Genomic DNA, 26,510 nt, shown 5'->3' on the forward strand with positions numbered 1-26,510 from the left:
TCCGGTCAGCGCAGGCTGACCGACGCGCCGCCGGCCGTCAGCGCCTTCATCGCGGCGCCGCCGACGGCCGCGCCGAACTTGCGCGCGACACGGTTCGTCAGGCTTTCCTTCACCGTATAGTCGACGAGATCGGGCGCCTTCAGCACGTCGCGCGCGACCGTGTCGGTCGTGCCGAAGCCGTCGGCGAGCCCGAGCTCGACGCTCTTCTCGCCGGTCCAGAACAGGCCCGAGAACATGTCGGGCGTCTCGTGCAGCCGCTTGCCGCGGCCATCCTTCACCGCCTTGATGAACTGCGCGTGCACCTGATCGAGCAACGCCTGCGCATGCGCGTCCATCTTCGGCGTGTCGGGCGAGAACGGGTCGTAGAAGCCCTTGTTTTCGCCCGACGTATGCAGGCGCCGCTCGACGCCGAGCTTGCCCATCAGGCCGGTAAAGCCGAACCCGTCCATCAGCACGCCGATCGACCCGACGATGCTCGCCTTGTCGACGAAGATCTTGTCGGCCGCGGACGCAATGTAATAGCCGCCCGATGCACACATGTCGGTCACGACGACGTACAGCGGCTTGTCCGGATGCTTCGCGCGCAGCCGCCGGATCTCGTCGTAGACCATCCCGGCCTGCACCGGGCTGCCGCCCGGGCTGTTGATCCGCAGCACGACGCCGGCCGTACCGTCGTCGTCGAACGCGGCGTCGAGCGCCGTGTTGATGTCGTCGGCGTTCGCGTTGACGCCGGCGGCGATCTCGCCGTCGATCGTCACGAGCGCCGTATGCCGCCCGCTCGCCGAGAACTTCGCATCGCTCGAGAAATCGATCAGCGCGAACGCAAGCAGCACGAACACGCCGAGGAACGCGAAGCGGAAGAAGATCTTCCAGCGCCGTGCCGCGCGCTGCTCCTTGACGGCCGCGAGCGCGATCCGCTCGAGCGCCGCACGCTCCCAGTTCGGTTCACGGCTGTCGGGACGGGAGGAGGAATCCGGGGAATTCGGTTGGTCGGCCATGCGGTGTTGTCGTCAGTCGGTCGTGGCGGAAACGGCGGGACGCAGGTCGGCGTCGGGCACCCAGAATACCGCACGCCCGTCGGCCGTGTCGCGCTCGTCGACCTCGACAGGCCGCAGCCGGCCGCCCCGGCACGGGCCGCCGACGCACTTGCCGGTGTTCGGCTCGTAGATCGCGCCATGCGTCGCGCACATCAGGTAGAGGCCCGACGATTCGAAGAACTGCCCTTCGGCCCAGTCGAGCTCCATCGGCACATGCGCGCAGCGGTTCAGGTAACCGTATGCGCGCCCCTCGTAGCGCACGAAGAACACGACGGCCTGCTCGCCGCGCAGCGTCGCGTCGACGCGCACGCCGGCACCGCCGTCGGCGAGGGCATCCGATGCGCACACACGCATCGCGTCCGGCGCCGCGCTCATGCGTGCTCCCGCAACCACGCGGCCAGCGCTTCGACGTCCGGCGCGACGAAGCGCGGCGTGAGCGCAGCCAGCGCATCGGCCGTGTGCGCGCCGTAAGCGACACCGACGCCGGCCGCCCCGGCACTCGCGGCCATCTGCAGGTCGTGCGTCGTGTCGCCGATCATCACGGTGCGAGAAAGATCCTGCCCCAGTTCCCGGGACAGCTCATGCAGCATCGCCGGATGGGGTTTAGAGAAAGTCTCGTCCGCGCAGCGCGTCGCATCGAACAGGCTCGTCAGCTTCGACTGGTCGAGCACGCGATTCAGCCCGACCCGGCCCTTGCCGGTTGCCACCGCGAGCAGATAACCGGTGTCGCGCAGCTCGGCGAGCAGTTCGCGCACGCCGGCGAACAGCTCGATGCGCTGGTCGTCGAGCAGATAGTGGTAGCGGTAGCGCTCGGCGAGCCGCGAATAGTCGGACGGATCGAGGGTCGGAGCGGTAATCTGCAGCGCGTCGCGCAGGCCGAGGCCGATCACGTAGCGCGACGCCTCGTCGGACGGCGTGGGCAGGCCGAGATCGCGGCATGCGGCCTGGATGCTGTGCGCGATGTGCGCAGTCGAATCCATCAGCGTGCCGTCCCAGTCGAAGACGATCAGGTCAAATTGCTGTCGAGCCATGCGGTTCAGGTTCAGGCGGTATCGCGCAATGCGCTGAGTTGGTCGAGGAAGCGCCGGCATTCGTCCGGCAGCGGCGCATCGAACTGCAGCGCCTCGCCGGTCAGCGGGTGGGCGAGCCGCAGCCGGTGCGCATGCAGGAACATCCGTTTCAACGACGGCTGCGCATTCGCGCGCGCCAGCGCCTTGTTCAGTGCGAAATCGCCATACTTGGCGTCGCCGGCGATCGGCAGGCCGAGATGGGCGAGATGCACCCGGATCTGATGGGTCCGACCCGTTTTGAGTTCCGCTTCGACGAGCGCGTAGTCCGGCCAGCGGTCGACGAGGTTGAACACCGTATGCGACGGCAGCCCGTCGTCCTGCACGCGCACGCGGCGCTCCCCTTCCGGGGTCGAATACTTGAACAGCGGCGCCTTCACCGCGCGACGGCGGCCCCAGTCGGGCTGCCATTCGCCGTGCACGCACGCGAAGTAGCGCTTGTCCATCCGGTTCTCGCGAATCTGCTCGTGCAGGCCCACCAGCGCCGTGCGCTTCTTCGCGAGCATCAGGATCCCGGACGTCTCGCGGTCGAGCCGGTGCACGAGTTCGAGGAACTTCGCACGCGGGCGCGCCTGGCGCATCTGCTCGATCACGCCGAACGCGACGCCGCTGCCACCGTGGACCGCGACCCCCGCCGGCTTGTCGATGACGAGCATCGCGTCGTCCTCGTACAGCACGTGGAAATTCGCGGGCGGCACGACGGGCGTGTCGGCGCGCGCGAGGTCCGCCGCCGCCACGCGCACGGGCGGCACACGAACGATGTCGCCAAGGGCCAGACGGTACTGCGCGTCGATCCGGCCCTTGTTCACACGCACTTCGCCGCTGCGCAGGATCCGGTAAATATGGCTTTTGGGCACGCCTTTACAGACGCGCAACAGGAAGTTGTCGATCCGCTGACCGGCCGAGTTTTCGTCGATCTCGATCATCGATACCTGGCCGCTTGCGACCGAATTCTGGGATATTTTGCCTAACTCATTCATACTGAATATAATTTTGCCCAGCTTGACGTTGTGGGTGGCCTGACCGGCCGGCCCCGACCGAATCGGGCAAGGCGCAAGCGCAAACCGCTATTTTACTTGCGCCGGGGGTCCGCTGCTCGCCCCTAATCAAAGAGATGCAGCAAGTTGCACGCACGGCACCGCTCGCCGGCAAGGATCGCGCCCACAGGCGGATTCGGTCGGCAAGGTGCCGCGGTAACGGAAAGTTGGTTGAAAAGAATTTGATCGGCAGCCAGACGGCGCGAAGTGCGTCCGCAAGCTGCCGGTTGCGAAAATTACGGCGTTGCGCCCGATTTGGTTCCGCGAAGCGTGCGGGACTTGGCGACGTCAAACCAGGGAAGTACACCCCAAGCGGGAAAGTCGGGCTGGATTCGATACTCCCCGCTGCGGCCCAAGCCGCAGCATCTGCCGCCCGTCGGCGCGCGCGACGCATTGCGCGCGCCCGTGGCAATGCCCGGACTCAGGCTTAGCGCGCTTGTGCAGCGTGCGGTGTGTGAACGCCGTGCTTTGAAGCCGTATTCGCAGGTGCCCTACGGCCGCCGGCCCCGTCTTTCGGGGCCCAAGCGCCTCTTCAGGCAATTCTCCCCGCCATCGTTCCCGCTCCAGCGTGCTTGTGACAACACAACAAGGTGCGGCCTGCCGTCGTTCCCGCCCTCGCGACTGACAACCGCGAGGCGCCGGCAGCGGAGCCGCCTGGAGCCGTTCATGAAACGCATGCTGTTCAATGCGACGCAGCAGGAGGAGCTGCGCGTCGCCATCGTCGATGGGCAGAAGCTCATCGACATCGACATCGAAACCGCCGGGCGCGAACAGCGCAAAGGCAATATCTACAAAGGTGTCATCACCCGTATCGAGCCGTCGCTCGAAGCGTGCTTCGTCAATTACGGCGAAGACCGCCACGGGTTCCTGCCGTTCAAGGAAGTCGCCCGCCAGTATTTCAAGGAAGGCATCGACATGCGCTCCGCGCGCATCCAGGATGCGCTGCGCGAAGGCCAGGAGCTGATCGTCCAGGTCGAAAAGGAAGAGCGCGGCAACAAGGGCGCCGCCCTCACCACCTTCATCTCGCTCGCCGGCCGCTACCTGGTGCTGATGCCGAACAACCCGCGCGGCGGCGGCGTGTCGCGCCGGATCGAAGGCGACGAGCGTCAGGAACTGCGCGAAACGATGGCGCAACTGCAGATTCCGGACGGCATGAGCATGATCGCCCGTACCGCGGGCATCGGCCGCAGCGCCGAGGAACTGCAGTGGGACCTGAACTACCTGCTGCAACTGTGGCGCGCGATCGAAGCGGCGTCGCAAAGCGGCAACGCCGGCCAGCCGATGCTGATCTACCTGGAATCGAGCCTCGTGATCCGCGCGATCCGGGACTATTTCCAGCCCGATATCGGCGAAATCCTGATCGATACGAACGAGATCCACGATCAGGCCCGTGCATTCATGGATATCGTGATGCCGGACAACGTCGCGAAGGTGAAGCGCTACCACGACGACGTGCCGCTGTTCTCCCGCTTCCAGATCGAGCACCAGATCGAGACCGCGTACTCGCGTACGGTGCCGCTGCCGTCGGGCGGCGCGATCGTGATCGACCACACCGAAGCGCTCGTCGCGATCGACGTGAACTCGGCGCGCGCGACCAAGGGCGCGGACATCGAGGAAACGGCGACCCGCACGAACCTCGAAGCGGCCGACGAAGTCGCCCGCCAGCTCCGCCTGCGCGACCTCGGCGGCCTGATCGTGATCGATTTCATCGACATGGAATCGGCGAAGAGCCAGCGCGAAGTCGAGCAGCGCCTGAAAGACGCGCTCAAGCATGACCGCGCGCGCGTCCAGATGGGCAAGATCTCCCGTTTCGGCCTGATGGAACTGTCGCGCCAGCGCCTGCGTCCGGCCCTGTCGGAAGGCAGCCACGTGACCTGCCCGCGTTGTAACGGCACCGGCCACATCCGCGATACCGAATCGTCCGCGCTGCAGGTCCTGCGGATCATTCAGGAAGAAGCGATGAAGGAAAACACCGCGGCGATCCACTGCCAGGTGCCGGTCGAGGTGACCGCCTTCCTGCTCAACGAAAAGCGTCAGGAAATCAACAAGATCGAGTCGCGCTTCAAGGTCGGCATCGTGCTGATCCCGAACAAGCACCTCGATACGCCGCACTACAAGCTCGAGCGCCTGCGCCACGACGACGCACGTCTCGACGATCCGCGCGCATCCTGGAAGATGGCCGAGGAAGCGGCCCGCGAACTCGAGTCGGAAACCGGCTACAGCAAGCGCGCGGCGGAAGTGAAGCCGAAGCAGGAAGCCGCGGTCAAGGGCATCACGCCCGAGCGTCCGGCGCCGAGCCCGGCACCGCAGCGTCCGGTCGAACCCGTTGCCGCGCCCGCGCCCGTCGCGCCGGCAAGCGGCGGTTTCATCGGCTGGCTGAAGGGCCTGTTCGGCGTGGCGCCGGCTCCGGCGCCCGCACCGGTTGCCCCGGCACCGGCGAAGGAGCAGGCAGCCCGCCCGGCTCGCGGCGAACGCGCCGAGAAGTCCGAGCAACGCGGCGAACGCGGCGGCGATCGCAACCGCAACCGTCGCGGCGGCGCCCAGCAGGCACAAGGCGGACGCGACCAGGCAGCGGCAGGCCGCGGCCAGCAGCAACGCCAGGAACGCGAAGGCAAGGAAGTGCGTGAAGCACGTGAGCCGCGCGAGAACCGCGAACCGCGCGAGGGCCGTGAGCCGCGTGAAGGTCGCGAGATCCGCGAAGGCCGTGAGGGTCGCGAAGGTCGCGAGGGCCGTGGCCCGCGCGAAGGCCGCGAGCCGCGTGAAAGCCGTGAACCGCGCGAGAACCGCGAACCGCGCGAGCGTGCCGAGCAGCCGGAAGGCGTCGAAGCCGCCGGCCGTGGCGAGCGTCAGGAACGTCGCGAGCGCGGCGAGCGCCGCAAGCCGACCCAGCATGCGGCTACGCTCGAAACGGTCAACCGTGGCGAAACGCATCCGGAACCGGACGCCGACAAGGCCGTCGCCGAGGCCCTGCCCGGCGCCGAGCTGGCAGCCGACGCGGAAGCCGGCGCGCGTGATGGCGAGGAACGTCGCCGTCGCCGTCGCGGCCGCCGCGGCGGTCGCCGCGAGCGCGAGGAAGACGGCGCAGTCGTCGACCACGCCGAGCAAGGCGCAGATGGCGAAACCGCCGTGCAAGCCGTGACGCCGGAAGCACCGGCTGCTGCCGAACCGGCCCACACGGCCGCACCGGCAGTCGTCGTGGCCGCGGCTGCGGCAGGCGCCGTCGTCGCCGAAGCAGCGGTCGAGCACCACGCCGAACCGGTTGCGCCGGCCGCTGTCGAGCCGCAGCCGGCAACGGTACACGTCGAAGCGGCTCCGGTCGAACCGGCGGTTGTTGCCCACGCGGCAGAACCGGCTCCGGTCGCACCGGCCGTCGAAACGGAAGCCGGTCCGGCTCCGGTCGCGGTTTCGCCGACGGACGCGTTCGAAGTGCCGGCAGCGCCTGCCGCGGTCGAAGCACCGCAGTCCGCGCCCGTCGAGCAAGCCGCACCGGCCGTGGCGATCGAAGTCGCTCCGGCGGCTGTCGAGCCGGCACCGGTCGAAGCTGCGCCGGTCGAGGCCGTCGCAGCACCGGCACCGGTTCCCGCACAACCGGCAGCCGCGCCCGCTTCGGCGAGCCTGGATGTCGTGCTGGAGCAGGCCGGTCTCGTCTGGGTGAACACGGACGCCGACAAGTTCGCCGCCGCGCAGGAAGCCGCGTCGCGACTCCCGCGTCCGGCTCGCGTGCCGCGCGAACGCAAGGCACTGCCGCCGGTCGATACGGCCCCGATGCAGCAGGTCGAAACGACGCATCACTGACCGGCACATCGCCCGACCAGGAAAAGCCCGCCTCCGGCGGGCTTTTTCACGTCCGCGCTGCGGGTTTCCGCCCACCGGCCCGGCCCGCCGCTTGCGGCTAAAATAGAGGCCTGGTTCGCACTTCTTTCAACATGTCCCGACGCATCATTCCTCTCGCCGACGTCAGCGGGATGCCGGACGTCTCCGGCGTCGCGCACGCCCCGGACGGCACGCTGGCCGACACGCTCGCCAGGCCGCTGCGCGACCTGCGCATTTCGGTGACGGATCGCTGCAACTTCCGCTGCGTGTACTGCATGCCGCGCGCTGTCTTCGACAAGGACTACCCGTTCCTGCCGCACAGCGCGCTGCTCACGCATGAGGAAATCGAACGCGTGGCGCGACTCTTTGTCGCACATGGCGTCGAGAAGATCCGCATCACGGGCGGCGAGCCGCTGCTGCGCAAGAATCTCGAATTCCTGATCGAGCGCCTCGCCCGCCTGACCACGCATGACGGCCGCCCGCTCGACCTGACGCTCACGACCAACGGTTCGCTGCTCGCCCGCAAGGCGCGCGCGCTGAAGGACGCCGGGCTCACGCGCGTGACGGTCAGCCTCGACGCGCTCGACGATACGCTGTTCAAGCGCATGAACGATGCCGAGTTCGCGAGCGCCGACGTGCTCGACGGCATCTTCGCCGCCCAGGCCGCGGGCCTCGCGCCGGTCAAGGTCAACATGGTCGTGAAGCGCGGCACCAATGACAGCGAGATCCTGCCGATGGCGGAGCGTTTCCGCGGTACCGGCGTGATCCTGCGCTTCATCGAGTACATGGACGTCGGTACGTCGAACGGCTGGAACATGACCGAGGTGCTGCCGTCGGCGGACGTCATCGCACGCATCGCCGAACACTTCCCGCTCGTACCGCTCGAGCCGCACACGGCGGCAGAAACCGCGCAGCGCTGGGGCTACGCGGACGGCAGCGGCGAACTCGGCGTGATTTCGAGCGTCACGCAGGCCTTCTGCGGCGACTGCACGCGCGCGCGGCTGTCGACCGAAGGCAAGCTGTACCTGTGCCTGTTCGCGTCGACGGGCCACGACCTGCGCGCACTCGTGCGCGGCGGCGCGAGCGACGCCGAGATCGCGACCGCGATCGCCCGCATCTGGCAGGCCCGCACCGACCGTTATTCGCAGCTGCGCGGCAGCGCGTCTGCCGACACCGTGCCCGACGGCGCAGGCAAGCGTGTCGAGATGTCGTATATCGGCGGCTGACGCACGCTGCCCTCCGCCTTCTCGCGATGCCCGCTTCCACCTCTCCCTCGATCGCCGGCCTGCTGCTCGCAGGCGGGCGGGCCACGCGCATGGACGGCGTCGACAAGGGCCTGCAGTTGCTCGACGGCACGCCGCTCGCGCTGCACGTGCTGCGCCGTCTCTCGCCACAGGTCGACGAAACGCTGATCAGCGCGAATCGCCATGCCGATCGTTATGCCGAACTCGGTGCGCCGTTCGACGCGCGCATCGTCGCGGACGAAACGCCCGACTTCCCCGGCCCGCTCGCGGGCCTGCTCGCCGGCATGCGGGCGGCACGCGCGCCGCTCGCCGCGTGCTCGCCATGCGATACGCCCTACCTGCCCGCCGACCTCGTCGCACGGCTGCTCGCGGCGCTCGACGCGCAGCAGGCCGACATCGCCATGGCAGTGACCGTCGACGCGCAGCAGGCGCGCTCGCCGCAGCCGACGTTCGCGCTGCTGCGCACGTCGCTGGCCGACGATCTCGCCGCCCGGCTCGCGGCCGGCGACCGCAAGGTGCGTGCGTGGTACGCACGCCACAAGACGGTCGAAGTCGAGTTTCACGACGAGCGTGCGTTTTACAATGCCAACTCCTGGCAGGAACTCGCCGCGCTGGCCCGCCGCTGACGGCACTCGCGCGGTTCCCGCCCGCCGCACGCGAAACCCGCGCCCAGGCACCCTCCTCGCGCCACCGGCCACGAACCCGATACGCCTTGCGGCGCAGTCCGACTGATGACCACGCAATCCTCGCCCGCCTCCCGAAGCGCCCCCGATTCCGATGCCCCGCTGTCGCTCGCCGACGCGCAGGCACTCGCGTGCCGCTTTGCGGTGCCCGTCGCGGCGTGCGAGGCGGTGGCGCTGCGCAATGCGCTCGACCGCGTGCTCGCGGCCGACGTGAACGCACCGTTCGACATTCCCGCGTACGACAACTCGGCGATGGACGGCTACGCGTTCGACGGCAGCACCGGCACGCACGCGGCGCCGCAAGCGGATGTCGCGCTGACGGTCGCCGGCACCGCGCTCGCCGGCCATCCGTTCGACGGCACCGTGGCGGCCGGATCATGCGTGCGCATCATGACGGGCGCGCCGATGCCGGCCGGATGCGACACGGTGATTCCGCAGGAACGCGTGCGCGCCGACGGCGACACGATTCGCTTCGTCGCACATGACATCGCGCGCGGCGCGAACTGCCGCAAGGCCGGCGAGGATCTCGCGCGCGGCGCCTGCGCGCTCGCCGCGGGCCGCATCCTGCGACCGTCCGATCTCGGCCTGCTCGCGTCGTTCGGCATCACCGAGGTCACGGTGCGCCGGCGCGTGCGCGTCGCCGTGTTCTCCACCGGCGACGAACTGCGCGAGCCCGGCGAACCGCTCGGCCCCGGCGCACTGTACGACAGCAATCGCGGGATGCTGATCGCGATGCTCGAACGACTGCATGTCGACGCGGTCGACCTCGGGATCGTCCGCGACGACCCGGCCGCGCTCGAAGCCGCATTGCGCGACGCCGTCGCCGCGCAGGCCGACGCGGTGATCACGTCCGGCGGCGTATCGGTCGGCGAAGCCGATTTCACGCGCGACGTGATGGCACGGCTCGGTGACGTGACGTTCGCCAGCCTCGCGCTGCGTCCCGGCCGGCCGCTCGCGTGCGGCACGCTCGCACGCGCGCCCGGTGGCACCGGTCGCGCGCTGTTCTTCGGCCTGCCCGGCAATCCGGTCGCGTCCGCCGTGACGTTCTACGCGATCGTGCGCCCCGCACTGCTGACGCTGGCCGGCGCGCAGGCCCAGCCGCCGGCGATGCATACGGCACTCAGCACGCATGCGCTGAAGACGCGCCCGGGCCGCACCGACTACCTGCGCGGCATCGCGACACGCGCCGCCGACGGCCGCTGGCACGTCGCACCTGCCGGCTCGCAGAGCTCCGCGTCGCTGAGCAGCCTCTCGGCCGCCAACTGTTTCATCGTCCTGGGCCACGATACCGCGGCAGTCGACGCGGGCACCCCGGTCGACATCCTGCCGTTCGACGGCCTGATCTGAATTCCACTATCGGTATATCTCTACGGGGGCAATCCGCACATGAAGAAACAAATTTCGTCGATCGCCGCGGGGCAGACCGCAAAGGCGCTGATCCTCGTCTACCTGACGTTCAGCGTGCCGATCGTGCTGCTCGGCATTCTCGTCGCCTACGTTCGTTACGGGATGGTCGAACTGAGCACGATCCTGAGCGCGCTGCTGCTGAACGCCATCCTCGGCTTCGTGTTGCTGTGGATCGCGTGCCACGCGTACAACTGGGTCGCATCGCGCTTCGGCGGCATCGAGATCGTGCTGTCCGATCCGCCGGAGGAAGCGTGAGCGGCACGCCGCTGATCCGTGCGGCGCAAGCGAGCGACGTCGGTGCGATCCTCGCGCTGATGCGCGAGCTCGCCGAATTCGAGAAGCTCACGCACCTGTTCGTCGCGACCGAGGCCGATCTCGCCGACGCACTGTTCGGCGCGCGGCCTGCCGCCGAGGCACGGGTGGCCGAACACGACGGCGCGATCGTCGCGTATGCGCTGTTCTTCCACAATTATTCGACGTTCCTCGGCCGTCGCGGCCTCTATCTCGAGGATCTGTACGTGCAGCCGTCTCAACGCGGCACGGGCCTCGGCACCGCGATGCTGCGTCACCTCGCGGCCCTGGCCGTCGAGCGCCGTTGCGGGCGCTTCGAATGGTCGGTTCTCGACTGGAACCAGCCTGCGATCGATTTCTACGAGAAGATGGGCGCCACCGTGCTGCCCGACTGGCGCATCGTTCGCGTGACGGGCGACGCGCTGGACACGCTCGCCGGGCATTGAGCGCATCGCGGCCGCACCGGCAGTCGCTGCATGAAAAAACGGGCGCCGCGGCGCCCGTTTTCGTTCCGGCCGGTATCGGCAACACGCGTCACGCGTCGTCCGCATCGGCGCCGTCGCTACCTTCCGCACCGAGCAGCCCGGCCGCCGCGTCGCCCGGCAGCGCCTCGACCTGCTTCAGCTTGCGGTTCATCACGCGCGTACGCTGCTCGGCGGACTCGATCGAGCGCGTGACCGTTTCGAGCTGCGCCTTCGTACGTGCGAGCACGTCGCCGAACTTGCCGAATTCCGTTTTTACCGCGCCGAGCACCTGCCACACCTCGCTCGACCGTTGCTCGATCGCGAGTGTGCGGAAACCCATCTGCAGGCTGTTCAACAGTGCGGTGAGCGTCGTCGGGCCGGCCACCGTCACGCGATAGTCGCGCTGCAGCAGGTCGGTCAGCCCCGGGCGACGCAGGATCTCCGCATAGAGCCCTTCGGTCGGCAGGAACAACAGCGCGAAATCGGTCGTGTGCGGCGGCGCGACGTACTTCTCGGCGATCGTGCGCGCCTCGAGCCGCACGCGCGCTTCGAGCGCGCGGGCCGCTTCCTCGACCGCCACCGCATCGGCGCGCTCCTGCGCGTCGATCAGCCGCTCGTAATCCTCGCGCGGGAATTTCGCGTCGATCGGCAGCCACACGGGCGGCGCGTCGCGCGTACCGGCATCGCGCCCCGGCAGCCGGATCGCGAACTCGACGCGCTCGCTGCTCTTCGGCACCGTCGCGACGTTCTTCGCGTATTGCTCGGGCGTCAGCATCTGCTCGAGCAGCGCCTCGAGCTGCACTTCGCCCCAGGTGCCGCGCGTCTTCACGTTGGTCAGCACTTTCTTCAGATCGCCGACGCCCGCCGCGAGCGTCTGCATCTCGCCGAGCCCGCGATGCACCTGCTCGAGCCGGTCCGACACGAGCTTGAACGATTCGCCGAGCCGCTGCTCGAGCGTCGCGTGCAGTTTCTCGTCGACGGTGCGGCGCATCTCCTCGAGCTTCGCCGCGTTGTTCGTCTCGATTTCCTTCAGCCGCTGTTCGAGCGTCGCGCGCACTTCGCCGATCCGGCGATCGTTCGCCTCGGTCAGTTGCGTGAGCTGCCGGTTCAACGTGTCGCCGAACAGCCTGAGCGCGGCCGTCTGCTCCTCGCGCGCCTGCTGCGCCTGACGCTGCAGGCTCTCGCGCATCGCGTCGAACTGCTGCGCATTGCCGGCGACGAGCTTGCCGAGCTGCTGGGCGAAGCCCTCGACCTGGTTGTTTTGCACGGTCGCCACGCTCGTCAGCTGCGCGGCGAGCGTCTGCTGAAGCTGGGCGAAACTGCCGGCCAGCTCGGTGCGCGAGCCGCGCGCGTTCTCGACGATCTCGCCGCGCAATTCGCGTTCGAGCCGCTCGACCGCGCGCGCCTGCGCGTGCGCGGCGTCCTCGATCTGGTCGCCCAGTACGGCCGTATCATCGTGACGGCCAGCGCCACGCATGAGCGCGACGATCGCCACCGCGAGCGCGATGGCCAGCACGACGACCGCCGCAAGCAACAACGTCATCGTCATGCGCGCGGCTTCCCGATCACGTCAGGGTTGATCGGATTCGGCGGCCGCCCCGCGCGCGGCCCTTCGCCCAGCGCGGCGATCAGGTTGTCGGCGGCGAGGTTCGCCATCGCGCGGCGCGTTTTTTCGGTCGCGCTCGCGATATGCGGCGTCAGCACGACGTTCCGCACCTCGAGCAGCGCCGGATGCACCGTCGGCTCGCCTTCGTACACGTCGAGGCCGGCGGCGGCGATCGTCCCGTCGCGCAGCGCGACGGCCAGCGCCGCGTCGTCGACGATCCCGCCGCGCGCGATGTTGGTCAGCGTCGCGGTGGGCTTCATCTTCGCGAGTTCGGCCGCGCCGATCGTATGGTGATTTTCCTGCGTGTACGGCAGCACGAGCACGACGTGATCGGCGCGCGCGAGCAACGCATCCTTCGATACGTATTCGGCGTTCAGCTCGGCCTCGATCTCGGGCGCGACACGCGACCGGTTGTGATAGATCACCTGCATCCCGAAGCCGCGCGCGCGGCGCGCGAGCGCCTGGCCGATGCGCCCCATTCCGATCACGCCGAGCGTCGAGCCGTAGATGTCGCTGCCGAGGAACCCGTCGTAAGCCCACTTCTGCCAGTGGCCGGCGCGCAGCCAGTGCTCGGATTCGGCGATCCGGCGAGCGGCGGCCATCATCAGCGCCCAGCCGAAATCGGCGGTGGACTCGTTCAGCACGTCGGGCGTGTTGGTGCCGAGCACGTTCGCCGCGTTGAACGCAGCCATGTCGAAGTTGTTGTAGCCGACCGCCATGTTCGCCACGACGCGCAGGCGCGGCGCGGCGGCGAGCTCGGCCGCGCCGACCGGATCGCCGGCCGTCAACGCACCGTCCTTGTCGGCCAGACGCGCGGCGAGCGCGCCGGGCGCGAGTGCGTCGCCGTTGTTCCAGTCGACGTCGAAATATTGCTTGAGCCGCTCGATCACGTCCGGAAAGATCGGACGCGCGACCAGGATCTTCTGCATCGCCATCTCCGCATGCCGCGGGCGGATCGGAGTGCGTCGTGCGCCGCCGGGACCGCCCGCTCAAGGTTGAAAATCGTCAGCTTACGCCGTGAAGAAAAGCCACGACGTCAGCAGGAATACCGGTATCAGCACGACCAGCGCCCAGCCGAGATACGCGAAGAAGCTCGGCATCTTCACGCCGCGCGATTCGGCGATCGCCTTCACCATGAAGTTGGGTGCGTTGCCGATATAGCTGTTCGCGCCCATGAACACCGCGCCCGCGGAAATCGCGGCGAGCGTCGACGCGCCGGTCGTCATCAGCGACTGGGCATCGCCGCCCGCGAGGTTGAAGAACACGAGATAGGTCGGCGCGTTGTCGAGGAACGACGAAAGAATGCCCGTCGCCCAGAAGTACATCGCGTCGATCGGCTTGCCGTCCGGCCCCGTGACGAGGTGGACGATCTGCGCGAACGCGCCGTCGGCGCCGGCGCGCAGGATCACGATCACCGGCGCGATCGTCACGAAGATCCCCGCGAACAGCTTCGCGACTTCCTCGATCGGCGCCCAGTTGAACGCGTTGCCCTCGCGCGCGGAGCGCGGCGTCAGCGCGAGCGACGCGAGCGTCACGCCCACGAGCGCGACGTCGCGCACGAGGTTCTGCAGCGCGACGTGCGTGCCCCATACGTCGAACGCGATGCCCGGCTTCCAGATGCCGCTCATCAGCACGAGCGCAACCACGGCCGCGAGCAGCACGAAGTTGATCTTCCCGTCGATCGACAGCGCCGCGCCGTCCGGCGTCGGGTCGAGCACGGCCGGCCGCTCCTCGCCGCCCTTCCGGTAGAAGTACGTATCGAGCACGAAGAACAGCGTCAGCAGCACCGCGCAGATGAACAGCATCGGCAGCGCGAGGTGCGTGGTCGTCCAGAAGAAGCTCACGCCGTTCAGGAAACCGAGGAACAGCGGCGGATCGCCGAGCGGCGACAGCGAGCCGCCCGCGTTCGCGACGAGGAAGATGAAGAAGATCACGACATGCACGACATGCTTGCGGTTGTCGTTGGCGCGCAGCAGCGGCCGGATCAGCAGCATCGCGGCGCCCGTCGTACCCATCACGCTCGCGAGCAGCGTGCCGAGCGCGAGGATCGCGGTATTGAGCTTCGGCGATCCATGCAGATTGCCGTTCACGCAGATGCCGCCCGCGACCGTATAGAGCGCGGTGAGCAGCACGATGAACGGAATGTATTCCTCGAGCAGCGCATGCACGAGCGTGCCGAACGCGGTGCCCGCGCCGAACGCGAATCCGAACGGGATCAGGAACACGACCGCCCACGCGGCGGCAATCTTGCCGAAGTGGTGATGCCAGAAGACGGGGGCGACGAGCGGGAACAGTGCGATGGACAGCAGGATCCCGGCGAACGGGATACCCCAGAGGGCAGACAGCGCGGCACCGTCGAGCGTTGCGGCCGATGCAAGCGCGGGAACGGCGCCAAGCGCGATCCCCGACGCCATGCCCGCCCAGGCGGCATGTCGTTTCATGCAGAACTTCCTTGTTCGAATGGTGGTGGATGCAGCGGGCGCGTCATGCGCCCCGTACGACGATCACGTGAACGCGGTACGGGCCGTGCGCGCCCAGTACGATGGTCTGCTCGATATCGCCCGTGCGCGACGGGCCCGACACGAAATTGACCGCGCGCGGCAATTCGCCGCGCTCCGCGCGGATCAGCGCAAATGCGTCTTCATGACCGGCAACGATCCGCGACGCGGGAACGATCGCGATGTGCGTTTCCGGCAACAGGCCCGCCGACGCATAGGTGTCGGGGCCGGACAGCAGCACCAGCGAGCCCGTTTCGGCGGTCGCGCAAAAACAGCCGGTAAGGCCGACCAGATCGCCGTCGCGCGGCTTGCGGAACTCGACCGACAGGCCTGCGCCCGCCCAGTCGAAATCGGCCAGCGTGCGCCATGCGACGGCCTGCGTCGGCAGGCCGTGAGCGGACAGGTAGCGGGCCGCGGCGGCCGGCACATCGGCAAGCGCCGCGACTTCGTCGACCGTCGTCGACAGACGGGCCGCTTCGTCGACGAATGCCCCGACGAGGTCGGCCGGCGCCGGCGGGCGCGGGCCCTCCGGATGACGGGCGAGATAGTCGGCAACGCCGTCGCGCTCGGCCGCATCGGGTTCGGCCGCACGCCCCTGCGCCGCGCGAATGCGCGCGAGGATCTGGCGACGGGCAGCGGAAGTGTCCATGAACGGTCCTCGTGACGTTGGCGGGCGATACCGTCGGATTATACCGGCCGGCCCCGCCGCGACGCAGTTTTGGCCGTTCGGCCGACGCTTACTTCGACGCGCCTTCCTCGACCGGCTGCGCGATGCCGAACACCTGGCGCAGGTACGCGAGATACGCCTTGTCGTCGCACATGCTCTTGCCCGGCGTATCCGACAGTTTCGCGACCGGCTGCCCGTTGCAGCGAACCATCTTGATCACGATCTGCAGCGGCACGTAGCCGAGGTCGTTCGTGAGGTTGGTGCCGACGCCGAATGCGAGCTTGCAGCGGCCGCGGAACCGTTCGTACAACTGCATCACCTTCGGGATGTCGAGCGCATCCGAGAACACGAGCACCTTGGTGCGCGGGTCGCAGCGGTTCGCCTCGTAGTGGCGCAGCATGCGCTCGCCCCACTCGAACGGATCGCCCGAATCGTGGCGCGCGCCGTCGAACAGCTTGCAGAAGTACATGTCGAAGTCGTTCAGGAACGCGTCCATCCCGTAGACGTCCGACAGCGCGATCCCGAGGTCGCCGCGATATTCCTTCGCCCACATCTCGAAACCGTAGATCTGCGAATCGCGCAGCCGCGGGCCGAGCGCCTGGCACGCCTGCAGATACTCGTGCGCCATCGTGCCGAGCGGCGTGATGCCGTGCTTCATCGCGTACAGCACGTTGCTCGTGCCGGCGAACTGCGGGCCGAGCCCGTCGCGCAGCGTGAGGGCGACTTCCTCGTGCCACACCTTCGAGAAGCGCCGGCGCGTTCCGTAGTCGGCGATCTTGCAGTCGGCGAACTCGGGCTTCGCGCCGAGCAGCTTGATCTTCTCGCACAGCCGCTCGCGACCTTCGCGATAGTCGGGCTCGCGCTGCGTGTTGCGGAAATAGACTTCGTTGACGATCGCGAGCACCGGGATCTCGAACAGGATCGTGTGCAGCCACGGCCCCTCGATCACGATGTCGATCTCGCCGTTGCCCTTCGGCGATGGCGTGATCGAGATGTATTTCTCGTTCAGGTGGAACAGCGCGAGGAAGTCGACGAAATCGCTCTTGATGAAGCGCATGCGCCGCAGGTAGTCGAGTTCGACGTCGGTGAAGCGCAGCGAACACAGGCCGCGCACCTCGTCGCGGATCTCGTCGATGTACGGCACGAGATCGACGCCGGGCGTACGGCACCGGAAGCGGTACTCGACGTTTGCGGCAGGAAAGTGATGCAGGACGACCTGCATCATCGTGAACTTGTAGAGATCCGTGTCGAGCAGCGAAGTGATGATCATGATTACGGCACCGCCAGTATCGTGACAGGGCCCCGGCGCACCGCGCGCCGCCCGGTCTGCCGGCCATGTTACCCGAATGCGGGCCCGACCATCGCGAAACCGCCTGCCGCCCTGCCCGGCCGCGCCGCCGTACGGCACACGCGCCCCGTCGGCGAGTCCCTTCTGCGGGCCGCCATAAACTAATCACGAAACGATATAAGCCGGATAGCCGACCACGCCATGCGGGTTTTGCGCTTCAGTTACAATGCCGGTTTTGGCGCAAACGCCACCCCATATATACCGCCAAGCAGGAGCGTTTTAATGACTCACGTTGTGACCGAAGGCTGCATCAAGTGCAAATACACGGACTGCGTGGATGTGTGCCCGGTGGATTGCTTCCGTGAAGGTCCCAACTTTCTCGCCATCGATCCGGACGAGTGCATCGACTGCGCCGTGTGCGTCGCCGAGTGCCCGACCAATGCGATCTATGCCGAAGAAGACGTTCCGGGCGACCAGCAGCAGTTCACCGCGCTGAACGCCGAACTGGCAAAGGACTGGCCGTCGATCACGAAGACCAAGCCGGCGCCGGCCGACGCGGACGAGTGGAAGGACGTGCAGGACAAGCTGCACCTGCTCGAGCGCTGATCGCGCAGCGGCCGCAAAAAATTTTTTGTGCGCCGCGGCCAAAAGTGTTGACAGGTTGATCAACGCTCCATACAATCTTGTTTCTCTGCTGTTGTTGTTTGTTCCCCGATAGCTCAGTCGGTAGAGCGCCGGACTGTTAATCCGTAGGTCCCTGGTTCGAGCCCAGGTCGGGGAGCCAAAAACGCAAAGGCCCGTTGAAAGTGGACGGGCTTTTTGCTGGTAGACAAACAAGCAGATGTACCGATTTATTCCCCGATAGCTCAGTCGGTAGAGCGCCGGACTGTTAATCCGTAGGTCCCTGGTTCGAGCCCAGGTCGGGGAGCCAAATAGCGAAAGGCCCGTCATTCGACGGGCCTTTTGTTTTTCCGGCCCGCCTTTCGGCTTTCGTCGCCCGGTCGCGCGCATGCTAGAGTCTCTGTCCCGCATTCGCATCCGGTTCCGTCGATGAAGCACCGCCTCCTCCGCTCAGCACCACTCGCCCTCCTGCTTTCCGCATTCGCCGCGGCACCGCTCGCGCACGCGGAGGAAGTCGGCAGCGTCAACACCCATTTCCGCGTCACGGGCTCCGATCGCGTGGTCGTCGAGGCGTATGACGATCCGGTTGTGAACGGCGTGACCTGCTACGTGTCGCGCGCGCGCACCGGCGGGATCAAGGGCACGCTCGGCGTCGCCGAGGATCCGAGCGAAGCGTCGATCGCGTGCCGGCAGGTCGGCCCGATCAGCTTCAAGGAGCCGCTCAAGCAACAGACCGACGTGTTCAGCGAGCGCATGTCGTTCATCTTCAAGACCCTGCACGTCGTGCGCGTGGTCGACACCAAGCGCAATACGATCGTCTACCTGACCTACAGCGACCGCATCGTCAGCGGCAGCCCGAAGAATGCCGTCACCGCGGTGCCGATGCCGGCCGGCACGACGATTCCGGTCAAGTAAAGCCCGCGCCCGCCGGGCGCGCGAGCGATACACTGTCGGTTCGACCGCCCCGCGCCCGATCATGTCCGCCACCCGCCTTCCCGACTCCGCACGCTACTGGCGCACGCCGCTGCTGCCCGATGCGGATCTCGTCACGGCCACCTATCGCGACCACACGTTCGCGCCCCACTGGCACGACGCGTATACGATCCCCGTGATTCTCGAAGGCGCGGAACGCTTCACCTATCGCGGCAGCGGCCATGTCGCAGAAACCGGCACCGTGCCCGTGATCAATCCCGGCGAAGTGCATACGGGCTCGCGTGCGGCCGACGAAGGCTGGTGCTATCGCGTCAGCTACATGCCGGTCGATTTCATCCGCGAACTCACCAGCGCGATCGCCGGCCGCCCGCAGGACGCGCCGTGGTTTGCGCCCGACGTGATTCGCGACGCCGACCTGGCGGCGCGGCTCACGCTGGCGCATCGGATGATGGAGGCCGGCAGCGAGCACGCACTGCCCTCGCAGGCGCACGGGCAAGCAGCTGACGTTCCGGCGACGGGCGCACCCCGCATCTACGATCCGCTCGCCGCCGAAACGGCGATGCTCGATGCGTTGTCGACGCTAATCGTGCGCCATGCCGACGCCCAGCCGCGACCGGCGCCGCTCGCGTCGGACGAACCCCGCGTCGACGCGATGCGCGAACGGCTCGCCGCCGATCTGACGTGCACGGTGACGCTCGACGAAGTCGCGCAGGCAGCCGGCCTGTCGCCGTTCCACGCGGCGCGCCTGTTCACCCGCACGAACGGCATGCCGCCGCATGCGTGGCGCAACCAGTTGCGCCTGCAGCGCGCGCTGGCGCCGCTGCGCGCGGGCGTGCCCGTCGCCGATGTCGCCGCGGCCAGCGGCTTCGTCGACCAAAGCCACTTCACACGACATTTCAAACGCATGTTCGGCGTACCGCCCGGGCGCTGGCAGGCGAGCTGACGCGCGGCGTCCGGCCCGCCAACGCGATGCCGCCGGCGCCTGCAAGCAGGCAAGCACAGGCTCGCCGTCCAAGCGCAAGAACATACAAGCCGGCTCGCCCCCCGCCCGCTATCCTCCCGTTCATGGAGGAGCACCCTTTGAACCCGACACCCGCATCACCCGCTCGCCGCCCGTTCAACGAATGGCTCGACGGCGCGCGCGACACGATCCCGATGATGATTGGCGCCGCCCCGTTCGGCGTGATTTTCGGCACGCTCGTCGGCGGCGGCCCGCTCGCCGCGTGGCATGGCACGCTGATGTCGCTCGCCGTGTTCGCGGGCTCCGCGCAGTTCATCGCGCTCGGCCTGATCGCGGGTAGCGCAAGCTTCGTCGTCGTGCTCGCGACCACGCTGATCGTGAACCTGCGTCACCTGCTGTACAGCGCGACGCTCGCGCCCTATGTCGCGCACCTGCCGCTGCGCTGGCGCGCCACGCTCGGCGCGCTGATGACCGACGAGGTGTTCGCGGTCGCCTATGCGCACTACCGGCATTTCCCGCCCGGCGCGATCGGCCCCCACTACTTCTTCGGATCGGGGCTCGCGATGTACCTGAACTGGCAGGTCTGGACGCTCGCGGGCATCGGTTTCGGCGCGGCGTTCCCGGGCCTGCAGTCGCTCGGCCTCGATTTCGCGATGGCGGCCACCTTCATTGCGATCGTCGTCCCGCAGCTCGGCACCCTGCGCTATTTCGCGGCGGCCGTGACGGCCGGCACGCTGGCGTACTTCTGGCAGGGCTGGCCGTACAAGCTCGGACTGCTCGGCGCCGTCGCCGCCGGCGTCGCGATCGGCGTCGCGCTCACGCTGCTGCACGAACGATCGCGTGCCGGCTCGCGCACGGAGGCCGCATCGTGAGCTACGCGCTGCTGATTCTCGGGATGGCCGTCATCACGTACGCGATCCGCTCGACGCTGTTCCTGTTCGGCGAACGGCTGGCCTTCCCGCCGCTCGTGCGGACCGCGCTCGGCTTCGTGCCCGTCACCGTGCTGACCGCGATCATCGTGCCGATGGCCGTCTCGCCGCACGGCGGCACGGCCGAGCTGACCTGGCGCAATCCGCAGCTCGTCGGCGCGCTGGCGGCCGTGCTCGTGTCGGCAGCGACCCGCCGCCCGCTCGTGACGATCGCGGCAGGGCTCGCGGTGTTCTTCTTCTGGCAAGGGGTCGTGCTGCCCCACTGGCTGCCCGCCTGAGCACACGCTCGGTCACGCGCGCTCAAGTTTCCGCCCGGCAGGCCGATATAGGGGATGAAGACCCGCCACCGGCCTCGGCGCGCACCGGTCAGTCGACGCTGCGCCCGCCCCGGTGCGCCGTGCCGGCCGCCGGCTTGCGCGGGCCGCCATCGAGACGATTCATGGGCCAGATCACCCTTTCCCTCAAGGACGACACGCTCGAGTCCCTGCGCAAGGACTACGACGCGTTCGTCCGCGTGTCGCTGAAACTCGACCCGCAGTTCGCGACGCCGTCGTTCGAGGATTTCCTGCGCGCCAAACTGCTCGACAACATGGTGCCGCTGACCGAGCACGCGGTGCAGCGGATGCTGCAGGGCGGCCAGTACGCGTGGGCCAAACGCACGCTCGACAAGGAATTCCCGGACGTCGTCGCGATCCTGATGCGACAGGCCGGCGAATTCGGCTTCGGCTTCGCGTCCCGCTCCGAATGGACCCCCGACGAACTCGCGAAGGCTTGCCGCGACTGGGCGAAGGCGATCGTCGCCGAAGCGCAGGGCGACCCGTCGCTGATCGACCCGCTCGCGTCGCAGATCAAGGGAGCGGCGCAAGACATCCAGGCACTCGAGGAACTGATGCAGACACCGGCGTGGCGGCTCGCGGAATCGCTGCGGCAACGGGTCTACGAGGCCAAGCTCGCGTGCGAGATGAGCGTCGGCAGCACCGCGCGCGACAAGCTCGGCGAACTGCGCGGGCTGCTGCGCCTCGGGCTCGCGCACGGCTCGTTCCAGAAGCAGGAAGCGCAGCAGATCATGGAATACCTGCGGCTGCTGAAGCCGGAGATCTTCGTCGAGGAGCCGTACGACGTCTTCGCACGGCTCGCCGCGTGGCTGCGCAGCGTATTCACCCCGGCTGCCGCGCGGCCGGCACAGGGTCCGGGACAAGGGCAAGGACAGCGCCGCCCGTAACGGCGCCCCCAAGCGCATCGACACACGAAAACGGCCCGGTTCGCGCAATGCGAACCGGGCCGTTGGATGACCACCGTCGCGACGCACCGTCAGGGACGAGCGTCGCGCGGCGCCAGGCACCGCTTACTGCGTGGCGCCCTGGGCCGATGCACCGCCCTCAGCACCGACCGATGCGCCGCCTTCGGTCGCTTCGCCGGCCTTCGCCTTGGCCGAACCGACATGGCTCTTGGCCGACTTCGCGGCATGCTTCGTGTGCTTCTTGGCCGAATGGACGGCCGACGACGCCGTATCCTTCGCGCCGTCGGCTGCCGCGCCGACCGCATCGGTTGCACCGCCGGCAGCATTGCCCGACGCGTTCGCGCCCGCACTGCCCTGCATGCCGGCACCGACACCCGCCGCCGGCGTCTGCGCCTGCACGCCGGCACCGGCCGTGCCCTGCACCGCCGTGCCCGTCTGGGCAAATGCGGCCGAAGTAGCGAACGCCGTCAGCGCGGCACCGATCAGCATCGTACGAATCTTGGACATGGCAATTCTCCTCAGGAAGTTGTGAGCCCGAACCGCAGCGATGCGGCCCGTCGCTTCCCCTGCCGCAACACGCAGCAGGTACGAAAAAGACCCGCGGCGCGCCCGGCCGGTTCTCGAATCTCTCAGACTGTTACCCACCGTTTCATTTGCTGACGAATCGCTCACAGTCCTTAACAACTGCATGCCGCGGCGGCCCGCGCTCGCGTGCCGGCCCGCGGTGCCGTATGATGCGGAGCGTTTCCTCCCGCGCCTTGCGCACCTTCTTCGTCATGCCCAACCTGGATTTCACGCTGACCGGCGAATACGTCGAGCTGCACAACCTTCTCAAGATCACCGGCCTCGCGGACAGCGGCGGCAGCGCGAAGCTGATCGTTGCGTCCGGCGCGGTGAAAGTCGACGGCGCGGTCGAACTGCGCAAGACCTGCAAGATCCGCGCGGGCCAGGTCGTCCTGCTCGGCGACACGCGCATTGCGGTGCGCGAAGCCTAGGGCCGACGGTTCCCCTGCCTGCGACATGGCCATCGGCGCGCGCGTTCGACACGGTTCGAATAAAGCCGTAAGCTAGCCGTCTCTCAAAATAAATACATATAGCGCGGGCCCGCACCCGCGCGAGCGCCCATTCCATGTCGCATTCCGGTCTTACGCGGACGGCCGCCGCGCCGCCGTCCCTGTCCAGTCATGCCGCCGATACCGCCCGCCTCGCCGCGCCGCTCGCGATCGCGCAGCTTTCGCAGATGGCGATGAGCGTCACCGACACGGTGCTGCTCGGCTCGCTCGGCCCCGATTCGCTCGCCGCGGGCGGGCTCGGCGCGAACTTCTTCTTCGTCATCGTGACCGTGCTGCAAGGCGTGCTGTCGTCGGTCAGCGTCAGCGTCGCGCACGCACGCGGCGCCAAGGCCGACGAGCGCGTACCGCACATCTACTGGACCGGCTTCGCGCTGTCCGTGCTGCTCGCGATTCCCGCCATCATCGCGCTGTCGCTGTCCGAACCGATCCTGCTGATGTTCCACGAGCCGCCGTTGCTCGCGCATCACGTCGGCGAATACACGGGCATCCTGCGCTTCGCCGCGCTCGGCAGCCTGATCGGTGTCGGGCTGATGCGTGCATTCCTTCCGGCGATCGGCGCGGCGCGGCGGCTGCTGTGGGTGTCGATCGGCGGCGTCGGCGTCAACGCCGTGCTGAACTACGGCCTGATCCACGGCGCGTTCGGGCTGCCGCGCCTCGGTTTCCTCGGTTCGGCGGTCGCGACGACGATCACGATCTGGCTCACCGCGCTCGCCCTGATCTGGCTCCTGCACGGCCGGCAGCGCTTCCGCCATTTCGTCACCGCCGCGCGCCCGAAGCTGCCCATGATGGGCGAGCTGATCGGCATCGGCTGGCCGGTGGCGATCACGTACGGGGTCGAGTCGACGCTGTTCCTCGCAACCGGCCTGACCATCGGCGTGCTCGGCGCGACGTCGCTGGCCGCGCACCAGATCGCGCTGAACGTCGCGTCGGTGGCGTTCATGGTGCCGCTCGCGATCGGCCAGGCCGCCAACGTGCGCGTCGGCTACTGGGTCGGCGCGGGGGCGCCCGTCGCCGCGCGGCACGCGGGTTTCGTCGCCCTCGGCCTCGGTGTCGCGTTCATGACGCTGTCGGGCATCGTGCTGATCGTCGCGCCGCACGCGATCGTCGGCCTGTACCTGAACCTCGACGATCCGTCGAACGCGGCCACGGTGTCGCTCGCCGCGTCGCTGCTCGGCATCGCCGCGGTGTTCCAGATCGTCGACGGCGCGCAGACCGTCGCGTCGGGCGCGTTGCGCGGCCTGAAGGACACGCGCATCCCGATGCTCGCGGCGACCCTCGGCTACTGGGGCATCGGTTTTCCGACCGGCTACTGGTTCGCGTTCCACGTGGGCCTCGGTGCCCGCGGCCTCTGGTGGGGTCTCGCGGCCGGCCTTGCCAGCGTCGCCGTGCTGATGGCGTGGCGCTTTCATCTGAAGAGCGCGTCGCTCATGACGTCGCCGCACTGAGCTCGACACGACGCGAAATCCCGGCCGGCGCTATGCTAGTCGGCTGAAGACCTCGAGACGCCGCGCCAGCGGCGCGACTGCCTCACGATACGTCTGGTTATGCCTGATGCCGCGCGACGACGCGCGGCCTTTCCCCTTTCCTGGAGGAGTGGATCATGAACGAAGCAGTTCGGATGGAACGCGATACGTTCGGCGAGATCGCCGTACCGGCCGACCGGCTCTGGGGCGCGCAGACCGAGCGCTCGCTGCAGAATTTCCGGATCTCGACCGAGAAGCAGTCGCCCGAGCTGATCCACGCGCTCGCGATCGTCAAGCGCGCCGCGGCGGCCGTGAACCAGTCGCTCGGCGTGCTGGCCGACGACAAGGCGCGCGCCATCATCGACGCGGCCGACGAGATCATCGCCGGCAAGCATCCGCGCGAATTCCCGCTCGCCGTGTGGCAGACGGGCTCCGGCACGCAGACCAACATGAACCTCAACGAGGTGATCGCGAATCGCGCGAGCGAACTGATGGGCGGCGAGCGCGGCGAAGCGCGCAAGGTTCATCCGAACGACGACGTGAACCGCGGCCAGTCGTCGAACGACGTGTTCCCGACCGCCATGCACGTCGCCGCCGCGTACGCGATCGTCAACCACCTGCTGCCGGCGCTGCGCACGCTGCGCACGACGCTCGACGCGAAGTCGAAGGCCTTCGCCGACATCGTGAAGATCGGCCGCACGCACCTGCAGGACGCCACGCCGCTCACGCTCGGCCAGGAATTTTCCGGCTATGTCGCGCAGCTGGACCAGGGCATCCGTCACGTCGAATCGGCATTGCCGCACCTGTATGAGCTCGCGCTCGGCGGCACCGCGGTCGGCACGGGGCTGAACGCGCATCCGGAGTTCGCGGTGCGTGTCGCCGATGAAATCGGCCGGCTCGCGAAGCTGCCGTTCGTGACGGCGCCGAGCAAGTTCGAGGTGATGGCGGCCGCCGATGCACTGGTGTTCGCGCACGGCGCACTGAAGACGGTGGCTGCCGGCCTGATGAAGATCGCGAACGACGTCCGCTGGCTCGCGAGCGGGCCGCGCTGCGGGCTTGGCGAACTGTCGATTCCGGAAAACGAGCCGGGCAGCTCGATCATGCCGGGCAAGGTGAACCCGACGCAGTCCGAAGCCGTGACGATGCTGTGCTGCCAGGTGTTCGGCAACGACGTCGCGGTCAACGTCGGCGGCGCGAGCGGCAATTTCGAGCTGAACGTGTTCCGGCCGATGATCGCGCACAACGTGCTGCAGTCGGTGCGGCTGCTCGCCGACGGCGCGCAGAGCTTCAACGACCATTGCGCGGTGGGCATCGAGCCGAACCGCTCGCGGATCGACCTGCTGCTGAACGAATCGCTGATGCTCGTGACGGCGCTCAATCCGCACATCGGCTACGACAAGTCGGCGCAGATCGCAAAGAAGGCGCACAAGGAAGGCACGACGCTGAAGGCCGCCGCGCTCGCGCTCGGCTACCTGACCGAGGCGGAATTCGATGCGTGGGTGCGCCCCGAGCAGATGATCGGGGCGCGCTGACGGAACGACGACCGGCGGAATCGCGGGCGCGGCGCGATGCGCGGCGCCCGCCGCGGTCAGACCGCGCCCTTCGCGACTTCTTCCGGCTTCATCTCGACGATCTTGTCGAGCGCGGCCCGCACGTCGGCCGCATATTTCGCGAGCACCTTCTGCTCGTCGGTCTCGGGCACGAACGGCGGCACCGGCACCGGGTTGCCGTTCTCGTCGACCGCGACGAACACGACGAGGCAATCGGTCGTCTGGCGCAGCACGCCGCCCTTCGGATCCCCGGCATGGACGGACACATGGATGTGCATGCTGGTGCGGCCCGTCGCAACGACGCGCGCCTTCAGCTCGACGAGATTGCCGACCAGGATCGGACGCTGGAAACGGATGTTGCCGACGCTGACCGTCACGCAATAGCGGCTCGACCAGACGGCCGCGCACGCATACGCGACTTCGTCGATCCACTTCATCAGCGCGCCGCCATGCACCTTGCCGCCGAAGTTCACGGACGACGGTTCGGCGAGGAAGCGGAATACGGTTTCGGTGCGGTCGAGGGCGGCCGGTACGGGGGACGGTTGGGACATCGTGTAGGCTCCAGGCGGCAGGGGCGCTGTAATCGGCCGATTATACGTTGCACTGCGGCAACGCGTCGCGGGGCGCCCCGCGTGGCG

26 protein-coding genes and 2 tRNA genes are annotated in these 26,510 nt (G+C 68.1%); 17 read left to right on the top strand and 11 right to left on the bottom strand.

Features of this window, described 5'->3' with window-relative positions; genetic code table 11:
• Positions 1-5: 5 nt before the first annotated feature.
• From ABY44_RS35190 to ABY44_RS35205, 4 genes are read right to left on the bottom strand one after another with little or no spacing between them, the layout of a single operon-like run.
• Positions 6-998: a S49 family peptidase gene (locus tag ABY44_RS35190; RefSeq protein WP_027788015.1), complete on the bottom strand. Its 993-nt coding sequence runs from the start codon at positions 996-998 to the stop codon at positions 6-8.
• Between the two features lie 12 nt (positions 999-1,010).
• Positions 1,011-1,412 carry a Rieske (2Fe-2S) protein gene (locus ABY44_RS35195; protein WP_021159704.1) on the bottom strand — a complete coding sequence of 134 codons (402 nt, stop codon included), beginning with the start codon at positions 1,410-1,412 and terminating at the stop codon, positions 1,011-1,013.
• Entirely contained in the window at positions 1,409-2,068 is a 660-nt protein-coding gene (locus tag ABY44_RS35200; RefSeq protein WP_027788016.1) for an HAD-IA family hydrolase, read from the bottom strand. The genes ABY44_RS35195 and ABY44_RS35200 overlap by 4 nt, the downstream gene beginning before the upstream one ends.
• Positions 2,069-2,079: 11 nt before the next feature.
• Positions 2,080-3,084 carry an RluA family pseudouridine synthase gene (locus ABY44_RS35205; RefSeq protein WP_027788017.1) on the bottom strand — a complete coding sequence of 335 codons (1,005 nt, stop codon included), beginning with the start codon at positions 3,082-3,084 and terminating at the stop codon, positions 2,080-2,082.
• A gap of 723 nt (positions 3,085-3,807) precedes the next feature.
• Here ABY44_RS35205 and ABY44_RS35210 point away from each other — a divergent pair.
• The 6 genes from ABY44_RS35210 (at position 3,808) to ABY44_RS35235 (ending at position 11,025) form a co-directional block, all read left to right on the top strand.
• Positions 3,808-6,936 (top strand): Rne/Rng family ribonuclease, encoded by a 3,129-nt coding sequence (locus ABY44_RS35210; RefSeq protein WP_060173754.1) that lies wholly within the window; start codon positions 3,808-3,810, stop codon positions 6,934-6,936.
• A 131-nt stretch (positions 6,937-7,067) separates the two neighbouring features.
• Positions 7,068-8,180, top strand: a complete 1,113-nt coding sequence (moaA, locus tag ABY44_RS35215) for a GTP 3',8-cyclase MoaA (protein ID WP_021159709.1) — start codon at positions 7,068-7,070, stop codon at positions 8,178-8,180.
• 26 nt (positions 8,181-8,206) lie between these two features.
• A complete protein-coding gene (gene mobA / locus ABY44_RS35220) occupies positions 8,207-8,824 on the top strand; it encodes a molybdenum cofactor guanylyltransferase MobA (protein ID WP_060173753.1) in 618 nt (205 codons plus the stop codon).
• Between the two features lie 105 nt (positions 8,825-8,929).
• Positions 8,930-10,228 carry a molybdopterin molybdotransferase MoeA gene (gene moeA / locus ABY44_RS35225; RefSeq protein WP_060173752.1) on the top strand — a complete coding sequence of 433 codons (1,299 nt, stop codon included), beginning with the start codon at positions 8,930-8,932 and terminating at the stop codon, positions 10,226-10,228.
• 39 nt (positions 10,229-10,267) lie between these two features.
• The gene (locus tag ABY44_RS35230; protein ID WP_006401288.1) at positions 10,268-10,543 is read left to right on the top strand and encodes a hypothetical protein; all 276 of its coding nucleotides are present in this window, start codon (positions 10,268-10,270) and stop codon (positions 10,541-10,543) included.
• Positions 10,540-11,025: a GNAT family N-acetyltransferase gene (locus ABY44_RS35235; RefSeq protein ID WP_027788021.1), complete on the top strand. Its 486-nt coding sequence runs from the start codon at positions 10,540-10,542 to the stop codon at positions 11,023-11,025. Before ABY44_RS35230 ends, ABY44_RS35235 begins: the two co-directional genes overlap by 4 nt.
• 88 nt (positions 11,026-11,113) lie before the next feature.
• Here the strand turns inward: ABY44_RS35235 and rmuC are convergent, their stop codons facing one another.
• The 5 genes from rmuC to pncB form a co-directional block, all read right to left on the bottom strand.
• Complete coding sequence (rmuC, locus tag ABY44_RS35240; RefSeq protein WP_060173751.1) at positions 11,114-12,592, bottom strand: DNA recombination protein RmuC; 1,479 nt, start codon at positions 12,590-12,592, stop codon at positions 11,114-11,116.
• Positions 12,589-13,578 carry a 2-hydroxyacid dehydrogenase gene (locus ABY44_RS35245; RefSeq protein ID WP_060173869.1) on the bottom strand — a complete coding sequence of 330 codons (990 nt, stop codon included), beginning with the start codon at positions 13,576-13,578 and terminating at the stop codon, positions 12,589-12,591. Before ABY44_RS35245 ends, rmuC begins: the two co-directional genes overlap by 4 nt.
• An 81-nt stretch (positions 13,579-13,659) precedes the next feature.
• Positions 13,660-15,090, bottom strand: coding sequence for a sodium:proton antiporter (locus tag ABY44_RS35250; RefSeq protein ID WP_027788023.1), 1,431 nt, complete (start codon positions 15,088-15,090; stop codon positions 13,660-13,662).
• A 43-nt stretch (positions 15,091-15,133) separates the two neighbouring features.
• The gene (locus ABY44_RS35255) at positions 15,134-15,796 is read right to left on the bottom strand and encodes a LutC/YkgG family protein (RefSeq protein WP_060173750.1); all 663 of its coding nucleotides are present in this window, start codon (positions 15,794-15,796) and stop codon (positions 15,134-15,136) included.
• An 88-nt stretch (positions 15,797-15,884) separates the two neighbouring features.
• On the bottom strand, positions 15,885-17,084 hold the full coding sequence (gene pncB, locus ABY44_RS35260; protein WP_021159717.1) for a nicotinate phosphoribosyltransferase: 1,200 nt from the start codon (positions 17,082-17,084) through the stop codon (positions 15,885-15,887).
• 300 nt (positions 17,085-17,384) lie between these two features.
• Between pncB and fdxA the strand changes: the two genes are divergently transcribed.
• From fdxA to ABY44_RS35300, 8 genes are all read left to right on the top strand, one after another.
• Positions 17,385-17,708, top strand: coding sequence for a ferredoxin FdxA (gene fdxA / locus ABY44_RS35265; protein WP_011351384.1), 324 nt, complete (start codon positions 17,385-17,387; stop codon positions 17,706-17,708).
• A gap of 102 nt (positions 17,709-17,810) precedes the next feature.
• A tRNA-Asn gene (locus ABY44_RS35270) sits at positions 17,811-17,886 on the top strand.
• 71 nt (positions 17,887-17,957) lie between these two features.
• A tRNA-Asn gene (locus ABY44_RS35275) sits at positions 17,958-18,033 on the top strand.
• Between the two features lie 119 nt (positions 18,034-18,152).
• Positions 18,153-18,638, top strand: a complete 486-nt coding sequence (locus tag ABY44_RS35280; RefSeq protein ID WP_027788025.1) for a CreA family protein — start codon at positions 18,153-18,155, stop codon at positions 18,636-18,638.
• Positions 18,639-18,699: 61 nt separating this feature from the next.
• Positions 18,700-19,599, top strand: coding sequence for an AraC family transcriptional regulator (locus ABY44_RS35285; protein WP_060173749.1), 900 nt, complete (start codon positions 18,700-18,702; stop codon positions 19,597-19,599).
• A gap of 122 nt (positions 19,600-19,721) precedes the next feature.
• On the top strand, positions 19,722-20,489 hold the full coding sequence (locus tag ABY44_RS35290) for an AzlC family ABC transporter permease (protein ID WP_059486557.1): 768 nt from the start codon (positions 19,722-19,724) through the stop codon (positions 20,487-20,489).
• The gene (locus ABY44_RS35295) at positions 20,486-20,824 is read left to right on the top strand and encodes an AzlD domain-containing protein (RefSeq protein WP_027788028.1); all 339 of its coding nucleotides are present in this window, start codon (positions 20,486-20,488) and stop codon (positions 20,822-20,824) included. The genes ABY44_RS35290 and ABY44_RS35295 overlap by 4 nt, the downstream gene beginning before the upstream one ends.
• Before the next feature lie 161 nt (positions 20,825-20,985).
• On the top strand, positions 20,986-21,768 hold the full coding sequence (locus ABY44_RS35300; protein ID WP_027788029.1) for a DUF4088 family protein: 783 nt from the start codon (positions 20,986-20,988) through the stop codon (positions 21,766-21,768).
• 123 nt (positions 21,769-21,891) lie between these two features.
• Here ABY44_RS35300 and ABY44_RS35305 read toward each other — a convergent pair whose 3' ends face one another.
• A complete protein-coding gene (locus ABY44_RS35305) occupies positions 21,892-22,293 on the bottom strand; it encodes a hypothetical protein (RefSeq protein ID WP_027788030.1) in 402 nt (133 codons plus the stop codon).
• A 269-nt stretch (positions 22,294-22,562) separates the two neighbouring features.
• Here ABY44_RS35305 and ABY44_RS35310 point away from each other — a divergent pair, with 269 nt between their 5' ends.
• The 3 genes from ABY44_RS35310 (at position 22,563) to fumC (ending at position 25,854) form a co-directional block, all read left to right on the top strand.
• The gene (locus tag ABY44_RS35310; protein WP_021159725.1) at positions 22,563-22,781 is read left to right on the top strand and encodes an RNA-binding S4 domain-containing protein; all 219 of its coding nucleotides are present in this window, start codon (positions 22,563-22,565) and stop codon (positions 22,779-22,781) included.
• Between the two features lie 134 nt (positions 22,782-22,915).
• Positions 22,916-24,304, top strand: coding sequence for a multidrug efflux MATE transporter NorM (gene norM, locus ABY44_RS35315; RefSeq protein ID WP_027788031.1), 1,389 nt, complete (start codon positions 22,916-22,918; stop codon positions 24,302-24,304).
• Between the two features lie 155 nt (positions 24,305-24,459).
• Positions 24,460-25,854: a class II fumarate hydratase gene (gene fumC / locus ABY44_RS35320; RefSeq protein WP_059681809.1), complete on the top strand. Its 1,395-nt coding sequence runs from the start codon at positions 24,460-24,462 to the stop codon at positions 25,852-25,854.
• 56 nt (positions 25,855-25,910) lie between these two features.
• Here fumC and ABY44_RS35325 read toward each other — a convergent pair whose 3' ends face one another.
• On the bottom strand, positions 25,911-26,423 hold the full coding sequence (locus ABY44_RS35325) for an acyl-CoA thioesterase (RefSeq protein WP_012328135.1): 513 nt from the start codon (positions 26,421-26,423) through the stop codon (positions 25,911-25,913).
• Positions 26,424-26,510 lie beyond the last annotated feature (87 nt).

The organism is Burkholderia sp. ZZQ-2 (genome assembly GCF_050768715.1).
Lineage (GTDB): Bacteria > Pseudomonadota > Gammaproteobacteria > Burkholderiales > Burkholderiaceae > Burkholderia > Burkholderia cepacia.